Raw genomic sequence first — 23547 nt, 5'->3', positions numbered from 1 at the left:
TTTAATAATAATTGTAGCCTGTACAATTATTCTATCGGCCGGAAAGGCAGATTTGAGCTTTCATTTTCGTCAGCTCTCCCAGCAGCTTGGTTTCGCGCACCGCTTCGCTTTTGCCCAGCCCTTCGGCCATCCGCGCGATTTCCAGGTTCAAAGTATCAATCTCGGTATTCCGCTGGCGGCGAATGTCCTGCAAAGTCGAAATCAGCTGGCCGTCTGAGGCAAAGCTGATTTCCAGCAAACTGTCTTCGATGTCTTTTTGAACTAGCCATATTTCTTTGTGATGTGCAATGGAAAGGCATTCCGAAATAATCCTGCGTGCGATTTGCATTGCGTGCGGGCTGCGGGAAAAAATGCCGTTGTCAACTTCCAATAAAGGGCATACAGAATTGAACACACAGTTGATGATGGCCTTTTTCCAGATAATGTTCTTCAGATGCGCTTTGGTTTCGAAAATAAATTGTGGTGTGGTCAGCTGGCTTACGATTTTACTGAGGTTTTCCATGCTCCCGCGTTCAATACCGACGGGACAGGCAGCGACAGGCCTGAACTGGACAGTCGCATCGTCTATCACCTGGCTGGTCACGAAAAGAACGGCTCGGTATATTTCCTGAAAGTTCTGCTCCACGAAAGGCTGCTCTATACCCAAACCGTTTTGCAAAAGCACAATAGGAGAATTGCCGATCTTTTCTTTCAAGTCAATGGCAAGTTGTTTGTTTGCGTAAGACTTGCTCGCCACCACAATGATCCCATCGATCGCTGAAAATGTGTTTAAAGCGGCCACGGTAACCTCGGCTTCCAACACCGTTCCATCCGGCATCCGCGCTGAAAAATGGGCTGATTTATAGCTTCCGTCGTTGAGGCTACCTCTGATAATCGTAACCCTTTTGCCGGACAATCTAAGAAAAACCGCCAGCGCCCTGCTGATCGCCCCCAAACCGACGATGTAAATGTGTTCCATATTCGAATGCATTGCTTGGTTACTGTTTCTGTTCGTTACAAAATTGAAGAACGAAACGCCGCAATAACAGATGCAGTTTTGTTATTTTCAACAATAACAGTTTCCAGCCAAAAGCCTGTCAGCACTAAAAAAGCTGACTGGTCCCATTACTTGCCAGAATAATGCGAATAATATCCCGCCCGAAATCCGCGGCTTTCGCTTGTCCGAAATTTTTGATTTGGGATAATTGGGTCAATGTGCCCGGCATTTTCTGCGCCACCTGCGTTAAGACGGCATCCGACACGATCGTATATGGCTGTACGTTTCGCTGACCGGCAATACCGGCGCGCCATTCAAGCAATTTATCGAAGAGCGCCGCATCGACTTTTGGCTGCTTTTTGCCGCTCGCCACCGGCCTGGTCTCGCTTTTATCAGACCGATAATCGCTCAGCGCCTTTGCAGCCGTCGAAACCAATTCATCGAGGCTCCTGGTTTCGGGCAACATCAAAAAGATTCCCGTTTTCAGCCCGATGCAGTGCCTTAGCCGCGCCGCGGACAAATGGAAGTCAGGGTCCAGTGCGCGCCGGTCGCATTGAGCGAGCAATTCGCCTATTTCCTGCATGACTTCATTGAGTTTGAAAAAGAAATAGCCGATGGCCTTGGTCAGTCTTTCGGGCAAGGCTGGTGCGCTCCGCCCCTGCGAAGAATCCAGGAGCGCCAATAACTCTTGCCTGCGAAAGCTGGCTGAGACCTTTATTAAATCAATATTAATCCATTTCGATACGGCGTCGGTCCTCTGCCGGACAAGCCCATCAAGCAGCTCATTTCCTCTGATAAACCCTGACACCTGTTCCCAGGACTCCGCCAGGATTGAAAAATCGAACAGGTCTATCACCGCTTCCCTTAGACTGTCATGCCGCTGCGCAGCCAGGCCCGAGCCATCGTACGCGTTAATCGAGGCATTTTGCATAAATGCTTTCACTGCGGGGGCCACCATAACACTGGCTGAACCGACCGGTTGAAGCAGCACAAGCCCATCCAGCGAGCGGCATCGGCTCAGGGCCACATACACCTGCCCGGGCGCAAATGCGGTGCGGACGTCGACCACCAGCTTGTCGAAGGTCAGGCCCTGGCTTTTATGAATAGTTACGGCCCAGGACAGTCTCAACGGCAACTGCGTGAATGTCCCCGCGCTGGATTCGCTGATTTTCCCCTCGGTCTCCGACAAAGCATATTTCACATTCTGCCAGATTTCCGCACTTACAACAAAGTCGGAGCCATCATCTATAAATGTGACATGAACACGCCCGTTGTCGATCCGCGAGACCCGCGCGGCCCGCCCGTTGTAGTATTGCTTTTTACCAGAGCTGTCGTTTTTAATAAACATCACATGAGCTCCTTCTTTTAGGACCAGTTCCTTCTCGGCCGGATATGCCTCGGAAGGAAAATCGGCGGAGATAGTCGCACTGAAGAGATGTTCGGGAGCCTGCAACGCGTCGAGCCACTGCTGATTGATCTCCTTGACCTTTTGGTTATGAGTGGAAAGTGTAACGTATTCGGATAGCTCTGAATCCGGCCGGGAAATGTACCGTGCATTAAGTGTAGAAAGCGTCTTTTCTGTTACCTCACCATTTCTGACATTGTTGAGGATGTCGATAAACACCGGATCGCTCTGACGGTAAACGCGCGACAGCTCAAAGGTCAGAAAGCCTGACAAGCCCCAAACCAGACTATCAAAGAAATACGGGCTTTTATAGAAGCGGCTTAGCAAATCCCAGTCGTTGTTGGCAACTGGCGGCAACTGGTAAGGATCGCCGATCATCAGCAACTGCACTCCTCCGAAGGGCCTTGCCGATGCCCTCGTAAGCCTGAGAAGGGCGTCTATGTAGTCCAGCGTGTCGGCGCGCACCATACTGATCTCATCGATGATTAGTAGCTGCATTCGCCGAAGCATTTTCTCTTTCTCCGGGTTCACAGACCGTATGGCTGGCTGTGGCTGGCTCTTTCCGCGTACGCCAGGCGTTAACGGGCCCAGCGGAACCTGGAAAAAAGAATGTATCGTAACGCCTCCCGCATTAATGGCCGCCACGGCCGTCGGAGCGACGACGACCATTTCTTTGGCCAGGTTCAGACGGATATGTTGCAAAAAAGTTGTCTTACCTGTTCCCGCTCTTCCTGTCAGAAAGATAGGTTTATCGGTCAGTGTCAGGTAATCGAGGATAGTTTGATGATGAATGTCGAGTTGCATGCCGGTTTTTTACTGCAAATTAACCTGAATCCGAAGTCCGCGGAAATACTTTTCTGATTTTTAGCAAGCCAGGAAACATACACCTTTGGGCAGACGAGTGCACTACCGGAAAGTACCGGGGCTACGTTCCAAGACTTCCAGCCGCCGTCCCCTTGTTTAATAATAACCGTCAGATAACTAATAAGTTACAAGCAGTTATATTATTGAAATTTTATTATAAATTAGAAGAAATAAACAATCTATACATACATGAAAACAGCTCTTCTTATTCTCATCGTATTCATTGTCCCTCTCACATCCCACGCGTTTGGAACCATTACTTATGCGAGAGCTCTTGAACCCACATCCGGCGTTGCGTTTCCTAATCCGAATGCTCCAACGGTATATGCCGGTCAGAGCATAAGACTGAGTGGATTCGCGGGAGGCCCAGGCGGAATTAGTCCTTTTTTTTGGTTTGGCGAAGGGTTACCTACCGCCGGGGGCGACAGAGAATCGTTGGTTACATTGCAGAATTCAGGAATTGAGCCAAGAACTGTTATTTACATTTTTGCGGAAGACGCGTCCAGCGAATATAAAGCTGTGGTGACAGTGACAGTGCTTCCTGCGCAAACAGTGTCCCCCGAGCCTGTTCTCACAGGACTTCCAATTTGCGCTGGTAAGGATGTGCCCATAACAATTACTGCCTCCGGCTGTCCCGGAACAATCAAATGGTATTATATTAACCAGCAGGGTAACTATCAAATAAAAAGTTACATGCCTGAATATAACGGTTTAACAGCCCTGGTACTATCCCCGATGACCACTCCACGGTCTATTTGTGCTACCTGCACCGTGGGAGGTATTGAAAGCCTGGGCGGTAAAAGATTTACCATTTACCCCAACGGTGCTTCGGGATCATTGACAATCCTTGCCGAAACTGATCCATCCGATACTCTTTGTCCGTGGACAAAAGTCAATCTTACGGCAACGGGCGTAGGAATTAACACCGGATTGGTAGAATGGCAGAAAAGCGCATCGGGAAATGGCCGCCGCCTGGGGACTGGTCCCAATATTTCATCGACGGTGGACGACAGAAATACGTCTTTCCTCGCCTGGCATGAGGATGGCTGCAGTACTCAGTATGCCAGTATCGATTACAAAGTAAATCTACCTACAGCTGTCGCTGCTACCAGCTCGTCACAGACCTTCGTATTTCCCAACTCTCTTTATACTTCGGTGTCAAAGGACTGTCAACAAATTGCTTACTTCTCAACCTTATATAACTATAAAGAGTCCTTTTCAGGGAAGGAAATAACTGTAAAGGTGAATGTCGAGCCCCAAGTTGGTGTGTATAAGGGCCAGCCATATTTGCAGCGACATTATGATTTTGAACCTGTCCAGGCCATTGCCCCCACTGCCAAATACCAAGTCGGCCTCTACTTCACCCAAGCCGAGTTTGATGCCTTTAACGAACACAGTAGTGTCAAATTGCCGTCGAACAACTCGACCGAGGAACTGGAAAAGTTTTCGAACCTGAGGGTTTGGCAGGCACACGGGCTGCCGTTGTCGCAACCCGCAACTCCCGGTAATTATTCCGGGGGAGCGGTCACCGACTATTTGGCTGATCCCGAAACGAAAGTAATCTGGGACAAAGAGCTGGACTGCTGGCGGATTAACTTTTGGGCTTCCGGCTTTTCCGGTTTTTTCATCACGATGGATAACGCGATAGCATTCCCGGTAACACTCGTCGATTTTTCCGCAAGGTTGAATGAAAAAGTAGTAGACTTAAACTGGCAAACTTCGGACGAAGTCAACAGCGATCACTTCGAAGTTCAGCACGGAACAGATGGAAAAAACTGGGCAACATTGCATAAAATAGGCTCAGCTGGCACCAGTAATACAGCCAAAAAATATTCTTACCGGCACGAAAACCCGGTTCATGGCGAAAATCTTTACCGGCTCAAAATGGTCGATTCGGATGAAACCTACACGTATTCAAAGATAGTATCGGTGAATTTCACCAGCCCGGGCGGTCTGCGAATTTTCCCTAATCCGGCATTCGACCAAATTGTTTTCCAAAACGAAGTACCCCTCAGGAATTACCAGATATTAAGCGTAACTGGAAAGGTCGTACAGGAAAAAAGGTTTGAAAACGCGAGCAAAAGCGAAGCAGATATTTCTTCCCTCGCCGCCGGAGTGTATATTGTCAAGGTGACGGATATCCATGGCGAAAGCACTAACCGGAAATTTGTGATAAAAAGGTAGCGCGGGAGTATCAGCGCCGTGGTCCCTACAAATTTGAAACAAATCCGGGGATTGGGACAGCATACCAAATAAATTCCCTTTTTGGACAAGCCCGGTCATCACAAAAAGATCACCGGAGCATAGCTCTTTAATTGAAATCCCCAGAGAATGGAATCAAATCTGCGGCAACATATCGAGAAGCTGGTGCTTTTGACTGACGAAGAATTCGCGTTTGTTGAAAAGCATTTTATTTTTAAGAAATTCAAGAAACACCAGTTTATGGTACAGCAAGGCGAGCCCGTGCCTTATAACTATTTCCTGCTTTCAGGTTTGACCAAGCTGGTATATACCGACGAGACCACCGATAAGCAACATATTTTGGCCTTCGCGATGCAAGACTGGTGGGACAACGACTTTCAGGCATACTACACCCGCACCAGGGCTACACTCTCCATGGAATGCCTCGAAGACACCGAAGCGCTTTGCCTGTCATTGGACGACTTCAATGCCCTACGTACCGGTCTGCCAAAAATCGAGCGCTTCTTTCTGGAAAAGGTGATTGCCGGCTTCCTGGCATCCCAACGCCGCATTCTTTCGTTGATGACTTCCAGCGCGCAACAACGCTATGAACAACTCGCGGCGCAGCATCCTTCATTACTGCAACGTCTTCCCAAAACGCAACTGGCGGCTTATCTGGGCGTTTCCAGAGAAACACTCAGCAGGATGAGCTTTTAGTGTGAGGTACCTCACAGCAAAGTCGTGAGGTACCTCACGGGATGATTTCCCGCGCCCTCAGTAGGTTTGCATAGAAATCAACTGAAGCAAAAATGGAAAAGATAGTCATCAATCCCTGGCAATGGCAGAACGAGCGCCACTATGCGCAGGGTATAGAAGTGAAGCACGTTGAAAGCACGCTGTACTGTGCCGGACAAGCAGCCGTACATGCTGATGGTACATCGAGCTCGGCAGATATGCAAACGCAGCTGCTGATCGCGATAAGTAACCTAGAAAAGGTCATCAGCGAAGCTGGCTACGAATGCAAAAACATTGTCCGGCTAAATGTTTACACGACCAATCAGGAGGAATTCTTCAAATGCTTCGGTACGTTCGGTGATTGGGTTGCGAAAAACGAAATCAAACAAGCAACAACCTTCTTTGAAGTGAAATCGCTTTTTGAAACGTTGTCAGTGGAGTTGGAGGCTACTGTTGTAAAGTAAGTTCCGGGGGTCTGCCCTGGCTCCACATAAAATTGAACGTTGAATTTACCGTTGTTCGGATTCGGCCAGGCTATTAAGCCGCTTCGACTGGTAAATTCAACGGTTATCAAAAAACATGCCGCACGAGAAAACCATCGACCATCTGCTAACAACCCATGAGATTTGTCATGAGCCGTCACAACCGCTCTTAGTTGATCTTTATCATGCAGTTACAATCTCCTCTCGGCTTCGCTGATTGGCAGGTCGTTGATACTTGCATACCGGCGTTGCATGAGCCCATGCCCGTTGAACTCCCAGTTTTCGTTTCCATAGGCACGGTACCATTGCCCCGCTGCATCGTGGTATTCGTACTCGAATCTTACCGCGATCCGGTTATCGGTAAATGCCCAGAGTTCCTTTTTGAGCTTGTAATCCAGCTCTTTGCGCCATTTGGCGGTAAGGAACCGAACCACATCCTCACGGCCATTGATAAACTCCGAACGGTTTCGCCATTCGGTGTCCTTCGTATACGCGAGCGATACACGCACAGGGTCCTGGCTATTCCAGGCGTCTTCGGCCAGTTGCACTTTTTGAAGTGCAGTTTCCAATGTAAATGGCGGGAATGGGGGTTTTTGCTCCATGCTATATACTGTTGTGTTAAATTTGTGATAATTCGAAAACCGTCGGGGTGGCTAGCCAAGTTCCGCTATTTGCCGGATCATTTGATTCGTAAAGCCCCATTCATTGTCGTACCAGGCCATCACTTTCACCAGATCGCCATCGACCACACGGGTCATTTCCAGATCGACTACCGCGGCATAGGGGCTCTGCTTAATATCGGTTGAAACGAGCGGCTCGTCTGTTACAGCCACCACCTTTTCATATCTTGCAGAAGCAGCCTCTTCCGTCAGGATTGCATTGATCTCCTCCGCGCTCGTCGGCCGTTCGGCGATAAATGTAATGTCGGAAATGGAACCTACCGGAACAGGGACGCGCACGGCAACGCCATCGAATTTGCCGGCATATTGCGGCAATGCTTTGGTTGTGGCAATGGCCGCGCCGGTTGCAGCCGGTGCCAGGTTAATGCCTGCTGCCCTGCCCATGCGCGGTTCTTTCTTCGAGGGAGCATCTACCAGCGCTTGCGAGGCTGTGTATGCGTGCGTGGTGTTCAGAATGGCCTTTTTAATGCCGATCCTGCGGCCCAGGATTTCGATAATCGGGCTGATATTATTGGTAGTACAGCTCGCGCAGGAGAAGATCGACGTTTTTCCTTCTTCGGTATTGACGCCATGAACGATCGTAGGCGTATCCTTGGTAGGACCCGAAATGACCACAAAGCGTGCACCCGCTTTGATATGCTTTTCCGAATCGGCGTAGTTGGTAAATACGCCCGTACTCTCGATCACCACATCCACTCCGAGCTCCTTCCAAGCCAAATCATCGATAGACCTGGTCGTTGAATACCTGATTGCCTTACCGTCTACCAGAATGTCGTTCCCTTCGACCGTTACATTGTGGTCGTACTTGCCATAAACGCTATCATACTTCAAAAGGTAAACCGCATTCTCGATGCTCATCATATCGTTGATACCCACTACTTCGAGCCCTTCCGTTGCAGTGATTACTTTCAAGGCTGCCCGGCCTATCCTTCCGAAACCATTAATCGCTATTCTTTTCATTGTTTTATATTTAAATTATTATACAGAACAGTCTGTCTATTTTTAGATAAAAAAATTTTAAATTCTTTTCAATAACACCTCTGCCATCTTCCTGGCCTTTTTTACCGGCCAGGTATCCCGGTAAATTTTCGATTCTACGATCGCCCCTTCATACAAAAGGTAGATCGAGTCGCCCACAAAATCGACGTCAAGGCCACCATCGCCTTCCAATGCCTTCTCCACAAAACCCTTCATATACTGCCTCAGCTTTGCCTTATGCTCGATAATCTCCTTAAACATCAGCGGACTATTGCCACCTACCTCCGACAGGATATTAATGAACTTGCAACCCAGATAATTGTCTTTTTGCAGTGCATATTCCAAAAAATCAAAGCAAGCAGTGAGCTTCTGCCCGGGAGCCTTTTTGGCACTCGTCCATTGCTCAATGCCTGAAAACCACTCTTCCCTGCCCTCTTTCAGGTAAACAACACCCAGTTCATCCTTCGACCCAAAATGCTGATACAGACTCGCCTTGGCCACATTCGCCTCTGCAAGGATCTGATTGATCCCCGTGTTGTTATATCCCTGGCTGTGAAACAGCCTCGTAGCCGTTTCCAGAATCCGCTCCCTCGGTCCAAGTTTCTTTGTCATGTCACAAAGATACAACAGTTATTATTATAGACAAGTTTGTCTATATATTTTTCTCAAAAGTTATTTTAGAGCAGCACATTGAGCTCGATGTTATGCAAATCTATTGATTCATTAAACGCCTCATTGTGCGGACGGAGGGGGTACGGATGTCCCCCAGCTCCTATTGGGTTCGTTACCCATTGTAAAAACGAGCTTGCCTCCTTTCATCAATTCGTCACGGTACAGCCAGCAGTTCTGAATCTTTCGCCCATTGAATGTCAGGCTTTGAACATACACATTCTCCTTTGAATTGTTCTTTGTTTCGATCACCAACACTTTTTTATCGCCAAGACTTATCCTTGCCTTCTCAAATGCCGGACTTCCAAATTCGACAATTGGTCGCAGGTCGGTAAACCCCTTGACGTCAAATAATCCCAGACTCGCCAGAACATACCACGATCCCAATTGGCCCTGATCTTCGTCCTGGCCATATCCGTAACCGTGAATGGGTTCAGTTCCATAAAATTGATCGCAGATCATGCGTGTCCATTTTTGCGTCAGCCAGGGTTGCCGCGAAAAATTAAACAGCCAGCTAATGTGCAAACTGGGCTGGTTACCGTGGTTGTAAACCGCGTTAATCCCTGCAAATGCATCGATGGACTTTCCACCGCCAAAACCATTTTTCTGAGCGTCGTTAAAAATCCCGTCGAGCGTTTCATTAAACTGCCCGTTCCCCAAGGCACCGATCAGCGCGGCGGGATTGTGCGGAACATAGTAGGTATACTGCTTGGCATTGCCTTCCTGAAAGCCGCGCCATGCCTGGTACGGATCAAAATCCTTGATAAATTCGCCGATTTCCGTCTTTGGCTGGATAAGTTTATTGGCCGGATTAAGCAATTTTCGCCACCCGTTCGAATAATTCATGAACATCTTATAATCGGCGGTATTGCCCAGGCCCCTGGCCATTTGAGCGGCAGCAAAAGCACTAAAACTGTATTCCAGCGTATGGGAGGCCGAAAAACTGGATCCCGTTGTATCCGATACATAATTGCTCCCGTTCTCGACCTGCGGAACGTAGCCTAATTTGAGAAATACTTTGGTATCCATTTTCCCGGACCCCTTCAAGCGGTTTTCCCAGCCAAGCTCGTTCTTCCGGACAGCCTGATAGGCCAGGTTTACATCGTAGTCCCGCAGGCCCAGCTGGTAAGCCGCAGCAACGGCCAGGCCTACAAAATTGGTACCCACTCCGGAAACGAATTCACTGTGGGCGATGCCGTCCCCGAACCATCCCCGGTCCTTGTAAATGCGCAGGTGTGTATTTACAAACCTCTGGTACCATTCCGGATAAGAAAGCGCCCCATATAGCGTCGGTATTCATGAAACCGTACTTCTTTTCCTGTTCAGACAGTGTCCCGGACATCCCGCCATGTTGGGGGTAAGCCCCATTGAAGTCGGATAGGTAATAACGTGACCTTCAAAATGGGTATCATCGATCATATGGACTGCACTGCCGGTTACCGCGCCGCTTTCACCTTGCGTTTGCCCTATATCAAGGATGATGCGGGCCTGATCCGATTTTGGAAAAGTGTAGCGATGAAATCCGACCCTTTGGGTTGCAGTAAGTTCCGCGGTGATCTGATAATCATCCAGTAGCACCTTATAATAGCCCGGCTGAGCGACTTCGCTGTTGCGGGAGAATGCTGAACGGTAACCGCTTCCCGGCTTGTCTAGCTCCCCGGGATTTAATTTCAACGGACCTGTGGTAGGCATAAAACTTACACCACCTACTTGCCATTCATGAAAATGTACAAACCCTTCGATCGTATTTTGCCTGACATCGTAACCTACCGCCTCCCAGCCACTCGCGTTACCATAGTGACCATTGGTAGATGGGGCAAGTTTAGCCATTCCTCCGGGCACCGCCGCCGGTGTAAAAAAGAACCATCTGCTATGCGCGGTACCGATATTCGGATTTACATATTTTAAAACATCCTGCGCATCCGCGCCAAAGGTGACAAAAGAGGCGAAGAAAAAGGCGGTTGCTTTCTTAAATGATATTTTCATTTTGGTCAGGTTAAGTCTAATTTTCACCCTGTTCAGACAATGTGCGGAAAAATGAAATCATATAATCGATCTATGCATTGCCCTGGTGATTGGGTGGCGGAATTCAGGACCAGGTCAGGGCTGGTGGGTGATTCAAAATCCGCATTGATGCCGGTGAAATTGCCTATTTCGTTATTCCTTGCTTTTTGATATAAACCCTTAACATCCCTGGATTCACAGATCGCAACCGGGCAGTCGACAAAAACCTCAAAATATTTCTCTCCCAGTTCGATGCGGTTTCGATTGCGTTGGCGTTGCAGAGGTGTAATAAAGGAGCAGATAACCACGATTTTTTTCTGAACGAGCATCTTGCTTATTTCCAGGACCCTGCGGATATTTTCGGATCTATCAGCTTCCGTAAAGGTCAGGTCTTTGTTAATGTTCGATCTGATCAAATCCCCGTCCATTACAAAAGTAAAGAACCCGTTTGCATTCAGTTTCTCTTCCAGACCGGTTGCTATGGTGCTTTTGCCGGCACCCGACAAGCCCTCTAACCAAATCACAAGCCCGTTCTGGTCCAGGTTACTTTGTCTCATTTAGAAATGCGGATTGATTGACCAAACAAAGGAAACTTCCGTTCAAAAGTGATTCTTTATTATACAAAAACGGTTCACCCGTCGGCGTGGTAACACTACCCCCACTATACGTTAAAATAGCCTGCCCGGCTGCGGTATCCCATTCCATTGTCGGCCCGAGCCGGTAGTAAATCTGTGCTATTCCTTCTGCCACCAGGCAAAATTTCAAGGAACTTCCAACTGAAACGCTTTTCACAACCGGGTATCTGGCCAGCATTTCCGCTTCTTCGGGAGCGCTGTGCGTACGGCTGCCCACTGCTGTCCAGCCGGAAACCCTTCTATCCACTTCCAATGCAGTTTTAACGCCGTTTGCATCAATTTTCCATGCGCCGTCAGCTTCACTTGCGTAATACATGAGATCGGTAACGGGCACAAAAATCACCCCCAAAATGGGCCTGTTTTTGTGGATCAATGCAATGTTAACCGTGAACTCTCCATTCCTTTTCACAAATTCCTTCGTCCCGTCCAGCGGATCTACACACCAGAAATAATCCCAATGCTTCCGTTCTTCAAATGGAATATTCCGTCCTTCCTCCGATAAAACGGGAATGTCCGGTGTGAAATCCTTTAGTCGTTTCGTGATCACCTCATTGGATGCTTCATCCGCCAGTGTCAGCGGCGATTGGTCCGATTTATACGTTACCGCATCTGATTTTGCAGGATCGTTGTAAATTCTCAGAATAGCCTCTCCGGCCTCCCTCGCAATAGTCAGCAATTCGTTTATATCAATATCCATTATTAACCCTGTCAAAAACCCAACTTTTAACCATTACAAAACGGGCATCCGGCTGCTTACCGAGCGCAGTAATTCTTCTTGCGCCTTCCTTTTTAGCAGGTCTTCCGGTTTTAACTGCCGCCTGACTTCCTGCTTCATTTTCAGGTTGCTCTCTGAAAATAAAGCAATTTCCTCCTCGCTAAAATCGCGTTCCTTTTCTGTCGGAAAATGCTTTTTGTATCCTAGTTTTTCAAGGGTATCTCCCGCAACTTGCTCAAAGATCAGAATGTCCTCTTCGCTCAGTTCTTTCAGGAATTTGTTATGATTATCCGACAAAACCGGCTTCACGACATTCTGCCACATCAAACCGGAGTTTGCCGTTTCTTTCGACTCATCAGATTGATAATATTCCATTGCTGCATCCGAATACTCGGCACCGATGAAACTACATAATTCGCTCAACACCCTTTGCGGCTGGCTAAGTAAATCCTCATACCGCACCTGTATCACTCTCCCGGCACCCAATGATTCTCTCAACTTAATGGATGCCTCCTGTTCCTGCTTCCATTGGCGGGCAATATGGTAGATGTGCTTTTCCCCGACTATCGCCTTTTTAAAAGACAACGCTACATCTCTCCCATCTCTGAACAAATGTAAATACAGCGGCTTTTCGGTATATTTTTCAAGTTCTTCGGCGTACCGGATGTTTGCCATGCTTTTGCACATCCAGATCGCCGCACCTTCATGCTCAGCCTTCATTTCATAAATGATCCGCGTTATTTCGGGAAGTGTGGGACGTTCGACTCTTTCAATAATCGCTTTCCGGTCCAGGAGAATGCCTGGCCAGGGCACGGGATTATATTCTACCAGAAGACAAACATCTTCAACCAACCGGGCGAAATTCTCCGGGTTTTCCAAATCGCCATATGCCGGGAGCAAAGGCATAAACCTTTCCAGGATATGGGGCGGATGCGGTGCGGAAACTCCTTTCAGCTGATTTAACATCAATCGTAACAGGTTGGAACCCGACCGCTGGGTCCCTATCATTTGAACACAAACCATAGCTATAAAATCAATAATCCTGCAATTCCAGCTGCGGGTATGAGGTACACCGGATCTACCTTAAAGCGCATAACCAGAAGCTGGGCCACGACAAAAACAACCACCGTAAAAACTGTAAATCCGCTATTAGCCATCATCGTATAAGCCGCGGAGACGATCATCCCGATGATAGCCGGGCGCAAACCTTTGAAAACCGCAATCAATGCAGCCGATTTGCTGATCTGATTAAAAAAACGGGTACAAATAATCGTCAGGATCGCCGTTGGAAGGAAAATCGACAAGGTTGCGTTCAATGCGCCCCAAAATCCCGAGAGCTTGTATCCGATAAAAGTTGCGCTGATAAAGATCGGGCCGGGCGTAATTTGTCCCATGGCAATGGCATCCACAAACTCTTTGTTGGTAAGCCATTTCATGCCATCGACTATCACTTTCTGCATCGTTGGTATGATCACGTAGCCGCCGCCGAACTGGGTCAGGCTCATCGTCGAGAACGTCAGTAATATTTGCCGGTGCAGATTGACGATCACGTTTTGTCCTTCGTAAAAGTAAACGAGTGCCGCAATCACTGTAACGAGAATAATGGAATAGACGATAGCTCTTCCCGGGGTTTCAGTAGTCTGAGTTTCCTGCTGTTTTTTCTTTTTTGCCTGAATGGTCTTCACTGGTGGTGCTTGTCCGTAGTAAAAATAACCAATCACACCGCTCACTACCAACACCGCCAAAGTGGTAAGGTAGGACTTCGAAAATGCTGCAATCGATGCGGAGGCAATGGCAATCAATATCTGGGGCCAGCCTTTAATACTTTTCTCACCCATGCTAACGGCAACGCTGATAATCACGGCCGCAACAGCCGGAAGGATTCCCGCGAAAAAATGATTCATGGCCGGGATATCTCCAAACGCTAAATACAAATGAGAAAGCACCAGCATGAGCACAAAAGAGGGAAGCAGCACTCCAAAGATGCTTATCAATGCGCCTTTAACACCGCCAAGTTTGTAGCCTACAAATGATACTACATTTACGGCCATTGGACCGGGAAGTACCGACGCCAGCGATATGCCTTCCAGGATAGTCTCATTTTCAATCTGCCCGTCTTTCTCTACCACTCTTTTCTGGATCATGGAAATGAGCGCCATAAATCCACCCCACGACGTCGCACCTATCCTCAGGAATGTCAGGAAAAGGTAAATCAGGCTGGGTTTCATAGGCTATTTGTTCACAAGATAGGGAGCAACCAGATTGCCCGGGATAAACTCGGCGCGATAAGGCATGATCCTGCTTTTGAGCATCCACAAAAACCGTCCTTCTCTGTTTGTAAGTACTACTGTGTTGGTTTTGGAGCTGCATTGCAGGATGGTTTCGCCTGTTACCAAATAAGCGCTGCCCATTCTGGCGGTATAAATTTCTTTGGGTAAAATGATTTGTCGGGTAACGGCTGCTGTTTTGCTTTTTTCGTCGAGTCTAAATGTCAACGTACGCGTTTGTTCGCGGCTGGTACCGTTATCAAAAAGCATCAGATCTCCTTCTGCGTTTTTATGTACCGCATGGCCCTGGTCGAAAATACCTTCCTCGGGGATCACAAAATCGCCTTTCTTGCCAAATTTCCAGATTACCTTCCCGGTTTTGGCATCGATTTTCCAGACCTGCCCATTGTTGTAAAATGAAACCAGATAATTGCCGTCGGTATCGAAGTTGACGCTGTTGGCATGCATCCAGTCTTTCTTCTCCTGCATGATCTTCGGATCTTTCAATGGATCGAGTACGTCAAAAACCGACCAGCTCCATACTTTTTTCCCTTTTCTGTCGAGTACAATGATTCCGTCACTTTTGACAGTGTCTTTTGCCGTCCCACCCACGCTGGTAAGGTCCATGATCCTCGTCTGCACGCTCAACGTTACTATTTCACTTTTCGGGTTCAGGATAATTTCGTGGTGTACCGTTTCTCTGAAATCGCCTTCACCTTTTTTGAGATGCAGCAGCGTATCGCCGGTCATGGATAGTTCGAGAATTTCATTTCCATAGCTCGTCGGATATTCCTCGGTTCCGAGAATGGATAAAATGGTTTTGTTGTGTGTAAAATGTGTGGTTTTAAATCCGGTACCGTTCACCTGATGATACCAGCGGATCTCACCCTTTGAATCCAGCATAAAAATAATCCCCGGGGTTTCCCGGCGGGCGATGAGCACAAAACCTTCTTTGAATGTCTGTGGTAACACCGCCGGATCGGGCGCGATCACCCAGAAGAAATCCTGAATCCAGACAGGATAACCGGGCGTTTTGAAATCGTATACTTTACTGCTGGTTTCCGCTCCCCCGTTTGTCGAGATGATCTGATAAAGGTATTGTGAGCTGGGACGGAGATTGGTAAGTACAAGGGCGTGCTCAGTACCTTCGGGAGAACTTGGTGTGGTGTATTTGGTAAGCGAGTCGCTTTTTGTCCAATAGTTGATGCGAAGACTGTTTTTATGAGTTGTTTTTACATCAATTTTCACTTTCAATGTATTTCTGCCGGGCGCGCTCAGGCTGATCGTTTCAATACCCGAGCCACCACAACCTGTCAGGAACATTCCAGCCAGGAAAATCAGAAAGTTGAGGAAAATGCATTTCATAAATAAGAGAGACGTGGGTCTGCGTAAATATAGTAAAGTGCTTCGACCGCCGGGCGCCCCCCTGCGCTCAGCATGACAATCTTTTGTCACCCTGAGCGCAGCGGCCGCCGCTGCGGTTGAAGGGTTATTGCCTGTCGCTATTGCTTAGGCTTGGGTTGAGGTCTACCTGTGTTTGTGGATAGGGAAAATACTTATGCTTGTTGATATCAATACGTGGAGCCTTTCCGATGGAGGAGAGATAGGTGTTCACCACTGATTGATATTTCCCCATACGGATCAAATCCTCGCGCCGTTTGCATTCGAAGAAGAACTCCCAGCCACGCTCTTTCAGGATCTGATCACGCAATCCGTCTTTCGTGAATGTACCGGCAGCGCCCAGCAATGTCGCTTTCGAGCGTGCTTTTACCTGATTGATCAACTGAATACTTTCCGCATTGGGTCCATTCAACTCATTCAAAGCTTCGGCGCGGGACATCAGGATATCCGCATAACGGATGATCGGGAATACATGCCCGTCCAGGTAAGTGGTTGACCCTTTGGGGTCCGCATATTTTTTCGACGCCACGTTCGGCAGATAATAATAACCGGCGGGTGGGTTGGTTTGCCCGGCGGGAGGTTGTACATAATGCAGGCCGTCACTGCCGATATAGTCATAAAAGAACATTTCGCGACGATCGTCATTCTTTTCAAATGTATTCCAGAAATACCACGTGATCGCGAAATACTGCCACCTGTCGGTTACCTGCTTATTGTTGATGGGCCCAAAATGGTTCATCATTTCGGTGCCATCCACGAGATTGTTGGACAGCGCGCTAAAAATATTTTCGGAACACCATTTGTTATTTTCTTCAAAAAGTCCCGAATAGGTAGGGTAAAGAGCGTACTGTTTCAGGTCCATGATCTGCTGGGAAACCTCAACCACTTTTTGCCACTGTTTTTCACGCATATACAATTTGCAAAGTAATGCCAGCGCCGAACCCTTTGTGGCTCTGCCAACATCATTGGTTGGGTAAATCGCGTTGCTTCTGTAATTCGCCGGTAAATTTTTTGCGGCATATTCCAGGTCGGCTATGACCTGTTCGTTGATTTTTGATAATTCCGTTGGGGGGGTATGAGCTCCATAGTCGGGACTTTGTACGCTTTTGGCTACGGAATCTTCCGTCATCAAAGGCACGGGACCGAATGCATTTGTCAAGTCAAAATATCCTAGCGACCGCAAGAATTTTAGCTCGCTTAGAAATTGCGTCTTTTCGGCATCCTTCAATGAAGCGATTTTCGGGATATAATAAAGCGCATTATTTACGTCGGAAACGAGCTTAAACTGGTGTTGCCAGGCATAAGCCAGGTAGGTATTGCCCGGCCCCCAGTTGGACTCGGACATGAGGCCAACGTCTCCGCCAGACGCTGCGTGCCCGACATCGGTTGTGAGGTCAGTAATCGTTACCTGAAAACCAGCATAATACATCCACGAATCATTCGTTCCGCTGGGCTGTTTCAGCCTCGAATACGCTGCATTGACTGCCGCAATGGCATCGTCTTTCGATTGGAAAGCGTTGGCGTCGGTGAGGATGCTATACACTTTGGGTTCAATCAGCCCTTCACAGGATACTGCAAGGCACAATAGGAGCAGCGATATGATTGATATATATTTCATTGTCAGAATATTAAAAGTTAATTTTTAAACCAAGGGTATAGGAACGGTAAGAAGGGAACGCCGTATAATCCAGCCCAGAAGCAAGGTTGATAGCAGCGGTTGAGACCGCAGAGGGAGGAGTTCCTCCAATGGCTGCCGTACCTGAATTGGAAGCCCTGGTGTTTGATTCTGGGTCGGTTCCGGTATAATTGGTTATGGTGAAGAGATTTTGAATAGTTCCGTACACTCTTACATTGAGTTTTTTAGCTGTGCCAATCGGGAGATTATAACCCAAAGTGATCATTTTGCAACGCAGGAACGAAGCATCCTCTACAAAGCGGTCATTGATATAGCTTCCATATGAAGTGGTTGCATAGCCATCGCGTGGAATGTCCGTGTTCTGGTTGTCCGGCGTCCATCTGTTTAAAGCGGCCGTTCCATAACCGGATTCAAGAACTAATCCGTTACCGTTGAAAAGACTGTAACCCAGGGCACCTTGCATGAATATATTCAGATCGAAATTTTTATATCTGAACTCATTTCCAATACCATAAATATAATGTGGGTTAGCATTCCCGAGGTAAGCGCGATCATTTGCATCGAGTTTGCCATCATTGTTGACGTCCACATATTTCGGGCTGCCGGCTGGTGCGCCGGGTTGCGGCGTATAGGTTTCGCCTGTTTTGATCACCCCCGCGTACTTATATCCGAAAAAGCTGCTGAGTTCCTGGCCCTTTTCCAGTTTGGTGAAGTCAATAGCCCTACCACCGTAAGGATTGGCTGTTTGGGTGATAATATACGGACGACCACCCAGATTCAGTACTTTTTGCTTGTTGTAGCCGATATTGAACGAAGATTTCCATCTGAAACTCCCTTTTGCAATATTTTGGGTATTAAGAGAAAGTTCAAGACCACTGTTTTGAATAGAACCTGCGTTCACGATCTGGGTAGTGAAACCCCACCAGTCGCCAACCGGAATATTCAACAGCAGGTCCTTCGTTTTTTTACGATAGTAGTCGAAAGTTGCAGAAATACGCCCATTACCGAAGGCAACATCCGCACCAATGTCAAGCTGGGCTGTACTTTCCCATTTAAGGTCAGGGTTGGGCAAACGACTGGCGGCTGTTCCGCCGTAAGAATTATTACCGTCCAATGTTACGTTAACGGGGGAAAACGTAGTCATGTACGCGTAATCCCCGATGCGGTCGTTACCTGTGACCCCGTAGCTCGCTCTTAGTTTTAAGTCAGAGAACACATTCAGATTCTTTACGAAATCTTCATCACCGAGACGCCAGGCGACTGAACCGGATGGGAAGTAACCGTAGCGGTTGTTTGGTCCGAAGCGGGACGATCCGTCTCTCCGGATAGTAAAGGTGGCCAGGTATTTATCTTTAAATGCGTAGTTAATACGTCCGTAGGCGGAAGCAATTTTAGTATTTGTTTTGGAGCTTGTTGAGAGCACGCGTTGCGTACCGGCTCCAAGATTATTGTAAAGAAACGCATCTGTACTAAAATTTTGAACAGCCGAAAAATGGTTTTCGACGATATCGTCTTGCATCGATACTCCTGCAACAGCATTAATAAAATGGGCCCCGAAGGTTTTGACATAGGTAAAATAACCTTCTACAAGATTTCGGGCAGCCGTATTTTCCTGGACCGTCGCACGGCCCCTTACTTTTTCCCCATCTACAAGGGTACGCGGCAAATAAGTGCCTTCCTTCGATGCGTTGTATTCCGTACCGGCATTCACCTTGAAGGATAATGCATCGGTAAACTGATATTCTATAAATGTGTTGATATTGATCTTGTTGCCATAAAGGTGGTTGACGGGTTCCAGCAACCAAGCAATGGAGTTATCGCGGCCCTGAAATCTAGCGTATGTCCCGTCAGCATTGTAGGCAGCTATTGCGGGCGAAGCAGACAGGATTCCATACATCACATTGGATGGCTGAATGTTACCGTCATAATTTTTGTACATAGAGAAAGTATGCGCCCCGTACATATTCGCGCCCATTTTAAAGCGTTTACCAAATTGTTTATCCAAGTTTAAGCGGATAGAATACCGGTCATAATCGGTATTTTTAAGCGCTCCGTCCTGAGAGAAATAGTTAAGTGAAAGCGCCACGCGGGTATCCTCATTTCCACCACTGGCAGTTAAACTGTAGCTCTGTACTTTTGCATCACGGGTGGCCAGCTTGAACCAGTCGGTGTTGGTCCCGCTCGCCAGATCTGTCGGTGTGTAGGTAGGGGGCAAACCTCTCTCCTGATTTTTAGCATTGGTGATTTGCATGGCCTGTAAACCAGTCATTTTATCATACGAGCTGGCTACTTTTTGAATCCCATAGTAGCTATCCAAAGTCACCGTAGGCTTGCCCGTCTTACCTCGTTTTGTGGTGATTATCACAACACCGTTCGCACCCCTTGCCCCGTATATGGCGGTAGCCGAGGCGTCTTTCAATATCTGAATATCATCGATATCGTTCGGGTTTATCTCTTTTCCAGTTTCGGAAGGAAATCCGTCTACCACATATAGCGGTTCGTTGGTCGAGGAAATGGAATTTCCACCTCGCACACGGACGACCGTCGAGCCACCGGGAGCGGAGTTGGACTGGCTCACCTGCACACCTGCCGCTCTTCCCTGAAACGCCTGCGCTACGTTGGAAGTAGCACCCCCGAGGTTCAGGCTTTCATTACCGATGGAGCTTACGGCGCCTGTCAGGTCCTTTTTCTTCTGTGTACCATAACCCACCACTACCAATTGGTCCAGTGTCCTGGAATCCTCTTCCATGGTGATGCTAAACTGATTCTTATTACCAACGGTAACCTCGGTGGTCTTGTAGCCAATAAATGAAAAGCGAAGTACCGCCTGACTGTTGGGTACATCCACAGAAAACATTCCCTTTGCGTCGGTAATTACGCCGGTGGTAGTTCCTACGACAGAAACATTTGCACCGGGAATTCCACCTCCCTTTATATCTGAAACCGTTCCCGACACACGGCGTGCGTCACCCGACGCAACCGTCGCCTGCTGAGAATAGCCGGGTACAGATAAAAATAGTGAAACAAAAATGAGTGTAAATAAAAGTCTAGGTGTCATTTAAACTATGTTTAGGGTTATTACTGATTGTTTTATAAAGCATTGCCAACACGAGAGGAACACAGCCACTAAGTAACTGATAGCAAGTACTTTAAAGGATGCAAACAAATATATCAAATATATGTGCTCGTACACACGCCAAATTAAATATTCCTGATCTTTGAACCTTTAGAAGAAAATTTTACTGCAAAAGGGGAAAGAAAAATATTTTTTAACTTTTCAGGCCATTTCGTAAGCCAACTTGCCGCTTACCGACAACGTTGCGTTTGATGTGTGGTGCTCACAAGATGCTACCCGGACTTCCGACAAAAGAGCCCGGGTGAATGAGAAATTACGGTCCCCTCACCTTACCATCGCCTTTAAGTAGTGAACCTGATTGTTGACCTTATTCCGGATTTTGATGGTATAAAGTCCCGGCAGGATTTCCGATTTTCCCTTTATCACCCAGCCTGCCGGCGCCTCGGAAAGTTCCTTGCTGACAAGCAATTGCGTTCCGTTTAATGCTATGAAAGAAAGATCGTAGTCCGCAGGGCTTTGCATTGCTATACGGAATTCCTGCCCGACAATCGGGTTTGGGAACACGTAGAACGGGGCAAGGTCCTTGCTACTGACCACATTTATGATCCTCGAAAAAGTGAATTTTCCATCAAAATCGAGCTGCCTGAGCCGGTAATAATAACGCAAGTGCTGTTGTACATCCGAATCAAGGAATGTGTACTTCGATTTGACCAACGTTGTATTGCCGCCTGTCACAAGTCCCTTGGTCTCGAAACGCAGCCCATCCAGGCTCCGCTCGATCTTAAATCCCTTGTTCTGCTCTTCCTGGGCCGTCTCCCATGTTAATTTAATGCCTTCCGCATCGGGCTTGCCGTCAAAGCTGATCAGGGTTACGGGCAAAGGGTCCTGTATTGTAATAGAAAAGTCTTCAATCTGGCCTGAGCCGTAATTGACCAGCGTACGGCCGGTATTGTACCCTATGATCGTACAGGCATCTGAGGTCGAAGCAGGGTCGGCCAGCACTCTGACACGCAATGGAATATTGCGTAATGCGGTTAACGGCATTGCGATACTGCCCGATATGAAGTTGTCATTCCCGCCGGGTGTCGTCCCCTGGAACGCCAGCTCATTGTTGGCTACGCCAGTGGTAAAAATCCCGTCGTTGTTGTAATCGATATAAACCTTTACACGGTGTGAATTAGTGTAGTTTCCCCGGATCGAGACCGGATATGAATGGCCCGAGTTCATAACCGAAACGTCGGTACAGGTGCGGTCCACATAATTGGCACCATCTTCCTGCGAATTGCCCGAATTTTTGTTGATGGTCCCGAAGGTGAAGTTTGTAAGGCCAAAATAGACACTTAGCCCGTTCGATGCCGTTGGTGAACATTGCGCTGCGGGGGTTACCTTCTGCGCGCAGCAAGGAATAGCCAATGTAACCGAATTGCCGCAGCCGTCTCCATCCTCAATGTTGATGATCGCCTCTTCTGTATTCGGAATACCCGTAATGGTGTTTCCCGCAACTGTACCCGCAGAAGAGGTTACCAGATAATTCCGCGGATTCTCGAACTGCACCTGCCAGCTATCTTCGGAAGAGCAGGAGGTCACGACATTCCTGATACCGGGATTATAAAAGGTAATGGATTTTGAAGCCGTCAAACCGTTTGCACAGGTCAGCGTATAGTTCCAAACGGTGGAGCTACCTGCGCCGGGCAGTGGTTTAGTCCCCAATCCCGACTCATTGATAACGGAGCCGTTACGGGTGATCGAGGATACTTCGCTGCAAATACAGCTAACCCTGGTGGTCGGGAAACCATCCAATGTACAGTACTCGTCTGGCCCTGAGATGATTGCTGCCGCTGTTGGGGCCGAGGGCGCTAACATAGGCGAGGTAAGCAAAGTCGCGTGATAGGTTTCCAGCGTCGCGCGCATCGCATTCACCTGGTCATTGGTAAACAATTTGTCGCAGCCGCCACCAAGGTAGTTCATGATGTTCTTCTGAATATTCCCATAAGGGGTGTTCGTGCATGGGTTTATTAATGCCATGGCGGCATCCGAACATCCCCAATTATGGTCGCAATTACTTCCAATTCCATATGAAATTAACGGAGGAGTATCGGCAAGGCCATCGCCGTCGCCACATCCGCATTCACTCCGGGAAGGGAACGGGTGTGCGAGGCCCAGATAGTGGCCCACCTCATGCGGTGTTACGTAATCGTGCCCTCCGCTCATTTCCCCGGCCACCCCGATAAACCCCTCGGCTGGCCCTCCAACACCGGACGCTCCATTGTCAAGGCGGTTGACGATCCAGACGTTAAGGTAAAGGTCCTTGTCCCAGGTAACCCAGCTTTGCACCTGTCCCCAGGTCACCCCCTGGTTGAAAACCCCTTTGGATACATAGGTCGCGTTTCCAGACGCATCAAACCGGGTAATTGCGCCCGCCGGATATGCAGAGCAGTCGGGCCCATATTTTGCCAGCTCAAACGCTATGTCCACATCCGGGCTTCCGAGGTAATACCCCTGCCCGCGGTAAGCGTCGTTGAGATTGGTGATAATGCCATCAATCTGTGCGTCAGTAATCAACGACGATGCTGTGCTGGGTTCGATCACGTGGACAACTACCGGAATCCGGTACAGATCGTTGGTACGGAGGTTGGCGCCGTCAGACTTTTGCTTCAAGCGTTGCCGTATCAGAAACCTGATTTGATTTTCAAGGACCGAGTCGGGCTTGTACCCGCAAAAGCCGTTTGCAGTTTGCGAAACAGGTTCGTTGGAAACCTGACAAAAAGCACCTATGCTCACCAAAAAGGCGCAAATCAATAAAATTAGCTTCATTATTAACCAGTTAGTTGAAATAAACAATT

The 23547-nt window shown here is 48.1% G+C and carries 18 protein-coding genes; 3 read left to right on the top strand and 15 right to left on the bottom strand.

The window, feature by feature from the left end; all coding sequences use genetic code 11:
* Nucleotides 1-31: 31 nt before the first annotated feature.
* Both IEY24_RS25070 and IEY24_RS25065 read right to left on the bottom strand, forming a co-directional pair.
* Entirely contained in the window at nucleotides 32-958 is a 927-nt protein-coding gene (locus tag IEY24_RS25070) for a ketopantoate reductase family protein (protein WP_229223114.1), read from the bottom strand.
* Nucleotides 959-1082: 124 nt separating this feature from the next.
* The gene (locus tag IEY24_RS25065) at nucleotides 1083-3185 is read right to left on the bottom strand and encodes an HRDC domain-containing protein (RefSeq protein WP_188937552.1); all 2103 of its coding nucleotides are present in this window, start codon (nucleotides 3183-3185) and stop codon (nucleotides 1083-1085) included.
* A 249-nt stretch (nucleotides 3186-3434) separates the two neighbouring features.
* Here IEY24_RS25065 and IEY24_RS25060 point away from each other — a divergent pair, with 249 nt between their 5' ends.
* The 3 genes from IEY24_RS25060 to IEY24_RS25050 all read left to right on the top strand — a co-directional run bounded on the left by IEY24_RS25060 (nucleotide 3435) and on the right by IEY24_RS25050 (nucleotide 6625).
* Nucleotides 3435-5429, top strand: a complete 1995-nt coding sequence (locus IEY24_RS25060; RefSeq protein WP_188937550.1) for a T9SS type A sorting domain-containing protein — start codon at nucleotides 3435-3437, stop codon at nucleotides 5427-5429.
* A 147-nt stretch (nucleotides 5430-5576) separates the two neighbouring features.
* Nucleotides 5577-6143 (top strand): Crp/Fnr family transcriptional regulator, encoded by a 567-nt coding sequence (locus IEY24_RS25055; RefSeq protein WP_188937548.1) that lies wholly within the window; start codon nucleotides 5577-5579, stop codon nucleotides 6141-6143.
* 92 nt (nucleotides 6144-6235) lie between these two features.
* A complete protein-coding gene (locus IEY24_RS25050) occupies nucleotides 6236-6625 on the top strand; it encodes a RidA family protein (RefSeq protein ID WP_188937545.1) in 390 nt (129 codons plus the stop codon).
* A gap of 209 nt (nucleotides 6626-6834) precedes the next feature.
* Here IEY24_RS25050 and IEY24_RS25045 read toward each other — a convergent pair whose 3' ends face one another.
* From IEY24_RS25045 to IEY24_RS24990, 13 genes are all read right to left on the bottom strand, one after another.
* The gene (locus tag IEY24_RS25045) at nucleotides 6835-7245 is read right to left on the bottom strand and encodes a nuclear transport factor 2 family protein (protein ID WP_188937542.1); all 411 of its coding nucleotides are present in this window, start codon (nucleotides 7243-7245) and stop codon (nucleotides 6835-6837) included.
* Between the two features lie 51 nt (nucleotides 7246-7296).
* On the bottom strand, nucleotides 7297-8283 hold the full coding sequence (locus IEY24_RS25040) for a type I glyceraldehyde-3-phosphate dehydrogenase (protein WP_188937540.1): 987 nt from the start codon (nucleotides 8281-8283) through the stop codon (nucleotides 7297-7299).
* A gap of 57 nt (nucleotides 8284-8340) precedes the next feature.
* Entirely contained in the window at nucleotides 8341-8913 is a 573-nt protein-coding gene (locus IEY24_RS25035) for a TetR/AcrR family transcriptional regulator (RefSeq protein ID WP_188937536.1), read from the bottom strand.
* 120 nt (nucleotides 8914-9033) lie between these two features.
* Nucleotides 9034-10266, bottom strand: coding sequence for a glycoside hydrolase family 92 protein (locus IEY24_RS32850; protein ID WP_262892442.1), 1233 nt, complete (start codon nucleotides 10264-10266; stop codon nucleotides 9034-9036).
* Nucleotides 10267-10956, bottom strand: coding sequence for a hypothetical protein (locus IEY24_RS32845; protein ID WP_229223106.1), 690 nt, complete (start codon nucleotides 10954-10956; stop codon nucleotides 10267-10269).
* 32 nt (nucleotides 10957-10988) lie between these two features.
* A complete protein-coding gene (gene cysC / locus IEY24_RS25025; RefSeq protein WP_188937535.1) occupies nucleotides 10989-11531 on the bottom strand; it encodes an adenylyl-sulfate kinase in 543 nt (180 codons plus the stop codon).
* A complete protein-coding gene (gene cysQ / locus IEY24_RS25020) occupies nucleotides 11518-12306 on the bottom strand; it encodes a 3'(2'),5'-bisphosphate nucleotidase CysQ (RefSeq protein WP_188937534.1) in 789 nt (262 codons plus the stop codon). Before cysQ ends, cysC begins: the two co-directional genes overlap by 14 nt.
* A 33-nt stretch (nucleotides 12307-12339) precedes the next feature.
* A complete protein-coding gene (locus IEY24_RS25015; RefSeq protein ID WP_262892435.1) occupies nucleotides 12340-13332 on the bottom strand; it encodes a sulfotransferase family protein in 993 nt (330 codons plus the stop codon).
* A gap of 17 nt (nucleotides 13333-13349) precedes the next feature.
* Nucleotides 13350-14552, bottom strand: a complete 1203-nt coding sequence (gene chrA / locus IEY24_RS25010) for a chromate efflux transporter (RefSeq protein ID WP_188937530.1) — start codon at nucleotides 14550-14552, stop codon at nucleotides 13350-13352.
* Nucleotides 14553-14555: 3 nt separating this feature from the next.
* Complete coding sequence (locus tag IEY24_RS25005; RefSeq protein ID WP_188937528.1) at nucleotides 14556-15956, bottom strand: aryl-sulfate sulfotransferase; 1401 nt, start codon at nucleotides 15954-15956, stop codon at nucleotides 14556-14558.
* A 124-nt stretch (nucleotides 15957-16080) separates the two neighbouring features.
* Complete coding sequence (locus IEY24_RS25000) at nucleotides 16081-17610, bottom strand: RagB/SusD family nutrient uptake outer membrane protein (protein ID WP_188937527.1); 1530 nt, start codon at nucleotides 17608-17610, stop codon at nucleotides 16081-16083.
* A 10-nt stretch (nucleotides 17611-17620) separates the two neighbouring features.
* Nucleotides 17621-20686 (bottom strand): SusC/RagA family TonB-linked outer membrane protein, encoded by a 3066-nt coding sequence (locus IEY24_RS24995; RefSeq protein WP_188937522.1) that lies wholly within the window; start codon nucleotides 20684-20686, stop codon nucleotides 17621-17623.
* Nucleotides 20687-21028: 342 nt separating this feature from the next.
* Nucleotides 21029-23518 (bottom strand): M43 family zinc metalloprotease, encoded by a 2490-nt coding sequence (locus IEY24_RS24990; RefSeq protein ID WP_188937519.1) that lies wholly within the window; start codon nucleotides 23516-23518, stop codon nucleotides 21029-21031.
* Nucleotides 23519-23547: the final 29 nt, after the last annotated feature.

The organism is Dyadobacter endophyticus (genome assembly GCF_014641595.1).
GTDB classification, from domain to species: Bacteria; Bacteroidota; Bacteroidia; order Cytophagales; family Spirosomataceae; genus Dyadobacter; species Dyadobacter endophyticus.
This window is presented reverse-complemented; position numbering and strand designations above follow the sequence as displayed.

Bases quoted from the DNA above. Each gene is read 5' to 3' on its own strand.
- IEY24_RS25070 (WP_229223114.1), bottom strand. From the start codon at position 958: ATGGAACACATTTACATCGTCGGTTTGGGGGCGATCAGCAGGGCGCTG.
- IEY24_RS25065 (WP_188937552.1), bottom strand. From the start codon at position 3,185: ATGCAACTCGACATTCATCATCAAACTATCCTCGATTACCTGACACTG.
- IEY24_RS25060 (WP_188937550.1), top strand. From the start codon at position 3,435: ATGAAAACAGCTCTTCTTATTCTCATCGTATTCATTGTCCCTCTCACA.
- IEY24_RS25055 (WP_188937548.1), top strand. From the start codon at position 5,577: ATGGAATCAAATCTGCGGCAACATATCGAGAAGCTGGTGCTTTTGACT.
- IEY24_RS25050 (WP_188937545.1), top strand. From the start codon at position 6,236: ATGGAAAAGATAGTCATCAATCCCTGGCAATGGCAGAACGAGCGCCAC.
- IEY24_RS25045 (WP_188937542.1), bottom strand. From the start codon at position 7,245: ATGGAGCAAAAACCCCCATTCCCGCCATTTACATTGGAAACTGCACTT.
- IEY24_RS25040 (WP_188937540.1), bottom strand. From the start codon at position 8,283: ATGAAAAGAATAGCGATTAATGGTTTCGGAAGGATAGGCCGGGCAGCC.
- IEY24_RS25035 (WP_188937536.1), bottom strand. From the start codon at position 8,913: ATGACAAAGAAACTTGGACCGAGGGAGCGGATTCTGGAAACGGCTACG.
- IEY24_RS32845 (WP_229223106.1), bottom strand. From the start codon at position 10,956: ATGAAAATATCATTTAAGAAAGCAACCGCCTTTTTCTTCGCCTCTTTT.
- cysC (WP_188937535.1), bottom strand. From the start codon at position 11,531: ATGAGACAAAGTAACCTGGACCAGAACGGGCTTGTGATTTGGTTAGAG.
- cysQ (WP_188937534.1), bottom strand. From the start codon at position 12,306: ATGGATATTGATATAAACGAATTGCTGACTATTGCGAGGGAGGCCGGA.
- IEY24_RS25015 (WP_262892435.1), bottom strand. From the start codon at position 13,332: ATGATAGGGACCCAGCGGTCGGGTTCCAACCTGTTACGATTGATGTTA.
- chrA (WP_188937530.1), bottom strand. From the start codon at position 14,552: ATGAAACCCAGCCTGATTTACCTTTTCCTGACATTCCTGAGGATAGGT.
- IEY24_RS25005 (WP_188937528.1), bottom strand. From the start codon at position 15,956: ATGAAATGCATTTTCCTCAACTTTCTGATTTTCCTGGCTGGAATGTTC.
- IEY24_RS25000 (WP_188937527.1), bottom strand. From the start codon at position 17,610: ATGAAATATATATCAATCATATCGCTGCTCCTATTGTGCCTTGCAGTA.
- IEY24_RS24995 (WP_188937522.1), bottom strand. From the start codon at position 20,686: ATGACACCTAGACTTTTATTTACACTCATTTTTGTTTCACTATTTTTA.
- IEY24_RS24990 (WP_188937519.1), bottom strand. From the start codon at position 23,518: ATGAAGCTAATTTTATTGATTTGCGCCTTTTTGGTGAGCATAGGTGCT.